The sequence below is a fragment of the Phormidium sp. CCY1219 genome, from assembly GCF_035615515.1.
Classification (GTDB): Bacteria; Cyanobacteriota; Cyanobacteriia; order Cyanobacteriales; family Laspinemataceae; genus CCY1219.
Map to the genome: position 1 here is coordinate 20,553 of NZ_JAJENT010000292.1, position 7,093 is coordinate 27,645.

Consider the following 7,093-nt stretch of genomic DNA (forward strand, 5'->3'; position numbering starts at 1 on the left):
GTGCGCGCTTTCACTCTATCTCTACGGTAGCAAACTGGCGAGGGAAAGGGGTCTGTCCCCGGGCAGAAACCCCCCTCTGTCTTCTGTGAGAGTTATCGGGACAAGTCACTCTCTTTCCAGATAGAGATGAACTGGCGATCGCAATTGTTCCAACTCGCGCCACAGTTCAGCAACAGCGAATCGAAATTTTGCCGAGAATTTGTATGCGGAAATATTAAAAGCGCGATTGGGGCAAGTGAGTTGGTGGAGATAGGGGCGATCGCGGGTGTTTCACTTAGTGTGAAAGCTCGCGACACAAAAGAGAAGACGCGGTAGTGCCGCGTCCCTAGGGTTTTGCTCAACTGGAGCGGATTGCGCGGACTGATGCGAGGACTATTTACTTACAAAGGATCGATTATATGGAAAATGCAAACTGGAATGGGGGATGCTGTCTTTGCTCCTCTGTATCAAGTCCTCAAGCAACGGGGCGTTAAGTTTAAATTTTTCCACAAAGTAACCAACCTCGGACTCGACGCCGATAAAAAAGCGATCGCCACCATCACTATCGCTCGTCAAGTCAACCTCAAAAGCGAAGAATACCAACCCCTGATTACCGTCAAAGGCTTGCCCTGCTGGCCCAGCGAACCTCTCTACGACCAAATTGAAGGTGGCGAATCACTTAAATCCGTCAACTTAGAATCTTTCTACAGCAGCCATGTGGATGTGGGGTCAGAAACCCTAACCTACAAAGAGGATTTCGATCGCGTGGTACTCGGCATCCCGGTGGCCTCCTTCCCCTATATTTGTCCCGAATTGCTAGAAGCGAACCAAAAGTGGCGAGACATGGTTTATCAAATCAAAACCGTTCAAACCCAATCGTTGCAGGTTTGGCTCAAACCAGACAATGCAGGATTGGGATGGCCTTTATGGATGAAACAAAACCCAATTGTGGATACCTATCTCGAACCCTTCGACACCTGGGTGGATATGAGTCAGGTACTATGTCGCGAATGCTGGCCTACCACTCACGATCCAAATCAAGTGGCTTATTTTTGCAGCGTCCTTCCCGGTCCCGACTTGCCTCCTCCTCCCACACAAAACCACTTTCCCACTCAAGCGATGAACCAAGCCAAAGCAAATGCTCTCAATCTGCTTGAACAAAACATGAAGGATCTGTGGCCGAACGCTTACGGAAAGGAGGGCTTCAACTGGAACCTCGTGGTGGATCCAGAAAATCGTCAGGGGAAGGAACGGTTAAACGCCCAATATCTGCGCGTGAATGTCGATCCCTCAGAGCGCTACGTCCTCGCCGTAGCGGGTAGCTCTCAATATCGACTCAAAACCGATAAATCGGGCTTTTCCAACCTTTATCTCACTGGTGATTGGATTGACAACGGCTTCAATTCGGGGTGTGTTGAAGCCGCAGTGATGTCGGGAATGCAAACTTCCCGAGCGATTTGCGGCTACCCGCAGCAGATTGTCGGCGAAGATTTTTAAACCTTCCGCATTCCAGTTCGTTCGACTCCTCACAACCAAGGTTCTATTCATTTCATCAACTCTGCCATTTGATAGGTAACGATCTATGACCCTCGTACTTCCCGGCTATACCATTCGCGCTTTGCTTTATGAAGGCCCTCATACCACTGTTTATCGAGCCACCCAGGAGGACGAATCCCTGTCCGTGATTCTGAAAGTCTTGCAAAAAGAATATCCGACGCCCACAGAAATCGCTCAATTCAAACAAGAATATCACCTGGTTAAAAATTTAGATAATCCGCGAATTGTTAAGGCTTATCGATTAGAAGCGTATCAAAATACGTTGGTTTTAGTTTTAGAAGATTTCGGCGCAGAATCCCTGGATATTTTTTGAGAAAATCGCCGCCTAGAACTGCTGGATTTTCTCAACATTGCCATTGAGCTAGCCGCTTGTTTAGAAGACCTTCACCAGCATCAAATCGTTCATAAAGACATCAAACCATCTAATATTACCATTAATCCAGAAAGCGGAGAAGTTAAATTAATCGATTTTGGGTTAGCGATCGCGATCGCAAGCGAACAACAAAATGTCACCACTCCTGATTTGCTAGTCGGCACTCTGGCTTATATGTCCCCGGAGCAAACCGGACGGATGAACCGTTCTCTGGACTACCGCACTGATTTTTACTCCCTGGGTATCACCTTCTATGAAATGCTCACCGGCAAGCTCCCTTTTGATGCCAGTGATGCAATGGGATGGGTTCATTGTCATATTGCCGTGGAACCCGTAGCCCCTGAAAAGCTCGACCCCAGCATTCCCCAACCGATATCCGATATCGTAATGAAGCTACTGGAAAAAACAGCAGAAGCACGATATCAAAGTGCAGTTGGACTGAAAACCGACTTAAAAACCTGTCTCGAACGATTGCAAAAAACCGGGAAAATTGAAAGCTTTCCCCTGGCTCAATACGATTTCACAGGTCAGTTACTTATCCCACAAAAACTCTACGGTAGAGAAAGGGAAGTAGACGCACTGAGCGAAGCATTTAATCGGGTTACTGAGGGAAGAACTGAACTGATGCTGGTTGCGGGGTACTCGGGAGTCGGAAAATCTGTTTTAGTGCAGGAACTTTACAAGCCCTTGGTGCAGCAGCGGGGTTATTTTATCTGGGGAAAATTCGACCAGTTTAAGCGCAACGTTCCCTATAGTGCGCTGATTCAAGCCTTCCGGGACTTAGTACGGCAACTGCTCACTGAAAGCGAAGAAGCGATCGCCACTTGGAAAGAAAAGCTGCAAGCAAACCTCGGGCCAAATGGGGCAGTCATTATTGATGTGATTCCCGAAGTCGAGTTGCTGGTTGGCAAGCAACCGGAAGTGCCTCATCTCGGCCCGAGTGAATCTCAAAACCGCTTTAATTTAGTGTTTCAAAAATTCGTTAGCGTTTTTACCCGTATCGAACACCCCCTCGTTCTGTTTCTCGACGACCTCCAATGGGCAGATTCAGCCTCCCTCAAACTACTCCAACTGCTGCTCGTCAATGCTCGAAAACAGGCATTTTTATTAATAGGTGCTTACCGCGATAATGAAGTAGTTTCCGCTCACGCTTTGACGCAGACTCTCCAGGTCATTCAAACCAGCGCAACTCGCATCAATCAACTGCAACTCCAGCCTTTATCCCTGCATTGTATCAGTCAATTGCTGGCGGATAGTCTCCATTGCTTGCCCACAAGCATTCAATCCCTAGCAAAACTGCTCCTGGAAAAAACGGATGGAAATCCCTTCTTTTTAACGTAAATTTTGCAATTAATCTATCAAAAAAAAACTGCTTTACTTTGATTGGAACGAGCTACACTGGTGCTAGAATTTAGAAGGCATAAAAACCTTAGAACATTCTGAAAACGTCATTGAAATAACCGCCAGCAAAATCAAACAACTTTCCCAACAAACGCAAGAGATGTTACAACTCGCTGCTTGCATTGGCAATCAGTTCGACCTAAAAACCCTCTCCACGGTTTCCCAACAATCTCCCGCCACCGTTGCCCGAGAACTGTGGTTACCCCTGAAAGTCGGCCTGCTCGTTCCCCTGAATACGGCTTATAAATTTACTCACGTTTTGGACGAACTGGAACGGGAATTAGTAGACTCTATAGACCTGAAGCTTGAATATAAGTTTTTGCACGATCGCGTCGCCCAATCTGCTTATTCCTTAATTCCCGCTTCTCGCGAAAAAGAAATTCACCTGAACGTGGGCAGGCTTTTATTAAAAAATACACCCCCGTCAGACCTGGAAGATAAACTCTTTGAGATTGTTAATCTCCTCAACATTGGCTCAGAACTGGTGGATGACCCCCAGGAGTGCGATCGGTTAATAGAACTCAATTTAATGGCGGGTCGAAAAGCAAAAGCCAGCAACGCTTATGAGGCAGCCATTAGCTATTTGGCCACCGGGATAGACTTGCTCTCGCCCAATAGCTGGGACACTCAATACTCCCTCGCCCTCGATTTATATGTGGAAAGAGTCGAAGCGGAATTTTTAAATACCAATTTTTCTCAAGCCGAAACTTTGGCCGATCTCGTTCTCGATCGCGCCAAAACTTTGCTCGATAAAGTCAAGGTTTACGAACTCAAAATACCGTTTTACATTTCGCAAAACAAAATGCAGCAGGCGGTAGATACCGCTCTGTCCGTGTTAAAATTGCTCGGTATTTCTCTGCCTCAAAAACCTAACTCCCTGCAACTCGGTGTTGGATTAATCCGCACCAAATTAACCATCGGTCGAAAATCTCCCTCGGATTTAGAAAATTTGCCAGAAATGACGGATCCCTACAAATTGGCAGCAATGCGGATCTCAGTTTCAGCCATTCCAGCTATCTACATGACCAATCCCGAACTGCTACCTTTGATTATCTTTACGATGGTCAATCTGTGCGTCAAATATGGCAATTCTTCCCTTGCCAGTTATGCTTACTGCATGTATGGACTCGCTTTATGCGGCCCGCTTGGGGATATTGAGGCAGGCTATCCGTTCGGACAATTGGCGCTGAGGCTTGTAGAAAAATTTGAAGCGAAGGAACTCAAGGCCAAAGTTTACACCGTTTTTAATATCTTTGTGCGTCACTGGAAAGAATATTTAGGGGAAACGCCTCCGGCGTTATTGGAAGCCATTCAAAGTGGATTTGAAACCGGAGATTTAGAATATACCGGCCACTTTTCTGCTTTTTACTGTTTGCATCACTTTTTTATGGGTAAACCTCTAGAGTTAGTAGAGGAAAAACTCAGGTATTACAGCGAATTAATGACAAAATTCAAGCAAGATTTTATCGTAGTTTATCTGACAATGTACCAACAACTTGTGGTGAATTTGCAAGAAGAATCGGAAGACCCTTGTAAATTAACGGGTGAATATTTTGATGAAACCGCATCCATGCCCATTTTGATTCAAACCGGCAATCGCTCCGCTTGTTTGTTTTTTTATGTGGCTAAAATTATCGTGCTTTATCTGTTGGGGGACTTTGCGGGGGCGGTTGAAAATTCCCGAAAAGCTACACCCTATCAAGATGCAGTGGCAGGTTTAACCCTGAGTGCCGAATACAATTTTTATTCTTCGCTATCTTTACTGGCACAGTATCCTCATGTTTCCCAGTTAGAGCAAAAGCAGTTTCTCAAGAAAGTAAATGCCAACCAAAAGCAAATGAAGAAATGGATGCATCATGCACCTGCGAACCACCAATACAAATACGAGCTTGTAGAAGCGGAAAAAGCTCGGGTTTTGGGATAAGCACTAGAGGCGATGGCACTTTATGACAAAGCCATTGAATCGGCGCAAGAGCGTGAGTGCCTTCGGGTATCGGCGATCGCCTGGGAACGAGCGGGAGAATTTTATTTAGCCCTAGGTCGGCAAAAAGTAGCTCAAACCTACTTAAAGGAAGCCCGCTATGCTTATCTGCGATGGGGTTCTACTCCCAAAGTTCGCGATTTAGAAGCTAAATATCCACAGGTACTGGACTCTATTTCTGCCAAGGGAACCGCCCAGGATGCTAGTAAATATTATGACTATTCTATCACTGGCTCTCGAGATTCACAAGCACTGGATCTGACAACTGTAGTCAAAGCATCTCAAGCCATTTCTGGAAAAATTAAATTCGCAGAACTCCTTGAAAGCTTAATGCAGTGTTTAGTGGAAAACTCCGGTGCCCAAAAAGCCTTTTTACTTTTATATGAAAAGGAAAAACTCAAAGTCAAAACCTCTATACAAGCGGGGGGAGAATTGATATCTGGGAAGTAAAGACGCAACAATATACCGAAAATATGCCGACTTCGGTTGTAAATTATGTGGCACGGACACAAAATGATGTTGTGTTAAATGATGCAACAAAAGAAGGGCTTTTTACCCAAGACAGTTACATTCTCCAAAACCAAGTTTATTCTGTCTTGTGCGCTCCAATTCTTCACCAAGGTCAGCTAAGGGGAATCGTGTATTTAGAAAATAATCTCACCACGGGAGCCTTTACACCAGAACGGCTCGAACTGGTCAAAATTATTTCCGCCCAAGCTGCCATCTCCCTGGAAAACGCCCAACTCTACCGTACCCTCGAAGATAAAGTCATCGAACGCACCGCCCAACTCGCCGCCGCCAACGAAGAAATTAGCGCTCTCAACGAGATGCTGAAATCGGAAAACCTCCGCATGAGTGCCGAACTGGACGTCACTCGGCAATTGCAACAGAAAATGCTACCGCGAGAGGAAGAATTGCAACAGATTCCCGACCTAGAAATCTCCGGATTTATGCAACCGGCAGAGGAAGTCGGCGGAGATTACTACGATGTCCTCAACTATGATGGACGGGTTAAAATTGGGATTGGCGACGTCACCGGACATGGATTAGAAAGCGGGATGTTAATGGTGATGGTTCAAACCGCCGTGCGAACTTTACTTGCCAATCAGGAAACCGATTATGTCAAGTTTTTAACTAGCATAAACCGCACCCTATACGATAACGTGGTGCGCATGAGGACGGAGAAAAACTTGACTCTGGCTTTACTTGATTATACTGATGGAGTGCTGCAGATTAGCGGACAACATGAAGAGATTATTGTCGTCCGGTCACTCGGCGAAATCGAGCGGGTTGATACGATAGATTTAGGATTCCCGATTGGGTTGGATCTCGAAATTACGGATTTTATCGCCCAAGCAGAAGTGCAGTTAAATCCCGGGGATGGTGTGGTACTTTACACTGATGGGATTACGGAAGCGGAAAATCTGGCTGGAGAACAGTATGGGTTAGAACGACTGTGCGAGGTGGTGTCGAAAAATTGGCACTTATCGGTTGAAGAAATCCGCCAGATGGCAATTAAAGACCTGCGCCGATTTATTGGGGAGCAAAAGGTGTTTGATGATATTACGATTGTGGTGTTGAAGCGACGGTAAGGCGTAGTGCGGCATCGGGTCGATCGCTTCTGCAATGCGCCGCCCTGTAGTTTTCATATTGTGTGAATGGGCGATCGCCCTATGCGATCGGGCGGTAGGGGTCCGGGATTGAAAACAGGGGTGACGCATCGGAGGTGGGGTTTCCCGGCGGTAGGGAAACCCGTTGGCGAGAGAAAAATTATGGAAAACTTTACCGAAACAATTTAAAGA

General features: G+C 46.1%; 5 protein-coding genes and 1 pseudogene. All 6 read left to right on the forward strand.

Annotation, left to right across the window (positions count from 1 at the left end; translation table 11 throughout):
• Nucleotides 1-417: 417 nt before the first annotated feature.
• The 6 genes and pseudogenes from LKK83_RS04830 (at nt 418) to LKK83_RS04855 (ending at nt 6,883) form a co-directional block, all read left to right on the forward strand.
• Nucleotides 418-1,476, forward strand: a complete 1,059-nt coding sequence (locus tag LKK83_RS04830) for a hypothetical protein (RefSeq protein ID WP_324629780.1) — start codon at nt 418-420, stop codon at nt 1,474-1,476.
• A gap of 85 nt (nt 1,477-1,561) precedes the next feature.
• A pseudogene (locus LKK83_RS04835) lies at nt 1,562-2,323 on the forward strand (serine/threonine protein kinase); the annotation flags it as partial.
• Entirely contained in the window at nt 2,297-3,250 is a 954-nt protein-coding gene (locus LKK83_RS04840) for an ATP-binding protein (RefSeq protein WP_324629786.1), read from the forward strand. The pseudogene LKK83_RS04835 and the gene LKK83_RS04840, both read left to right, overlap by 27 nt.
• A 160-nt stretch (nt 3,251-3,410) precedes the next feature.
• Complete coding sequence (locus tag LKK83_RS04845) at nt 3,411-5,234, forward strand: ATP-binding protein (protein WP_324629781.1); 1,824 nt, start codon at nt 3,411-3,413, stop codon at nt 5,232-5,234.
• Nucleotides 5,235-5,246: 12 nt separating this feature from the next.
• Nucleotides 5,247-5,741, forward strand: a complete 495-nt coding sequence (locus tag LKK83_RS04850; protein ID WP_324629782.1) for a hypothetical protein — start codon at nt 5,247-5,249, stop codon at nt 5,739-5,741.
• A 47-nt stretch (nt 5,742-5,788) separates the two neighbouring features.
• On the forward strand, nt 5,789-6,883 hold the full coding sequence (locus LKK83_RS04855; protein WP_442957279.1) for a SpoIIE family protein phosphatase: 1,095 nt from the start codon (nt 5,789-5,791) through the stop codon (nt 6,881-6,883).
• Nucleotides 6,884-7,093 lie beyond the last annotated feature (210 nt).

Excerpts from the sequence above, each read along its gene's own strand:
- LKK83_RS04845 (WP_324629781.1), top strand. The coding sequence starts at position 3,411 with ATGTTACAACTCGCTGCTTGCATTGGCAATCAGTTCGACCTAAAAACC.
- LKK83_RS04830 (WP_324629780.1), top strand. The coding sequence starts at position 418 with ATGGGGGATGCTGTCTTTGCTCCTCTGTATCAAGTCCTCAAGCAACGG.
- LKK83_RS04840 (WP_324629786.1), top strand. The coding sequence starts at position 2,297 with ATGAAGCTACTGGAAAAAACAGCAGAAGCACGATATCAAAGTGCAGTT.
- LKK83_RS04850 (WP_324629782.1), top strand. The coding sequence starts at position 5,247 with ATGGCACTTTATGACAAAGCCATTGAATCGGCGCAAGAGCGTGAGTGC.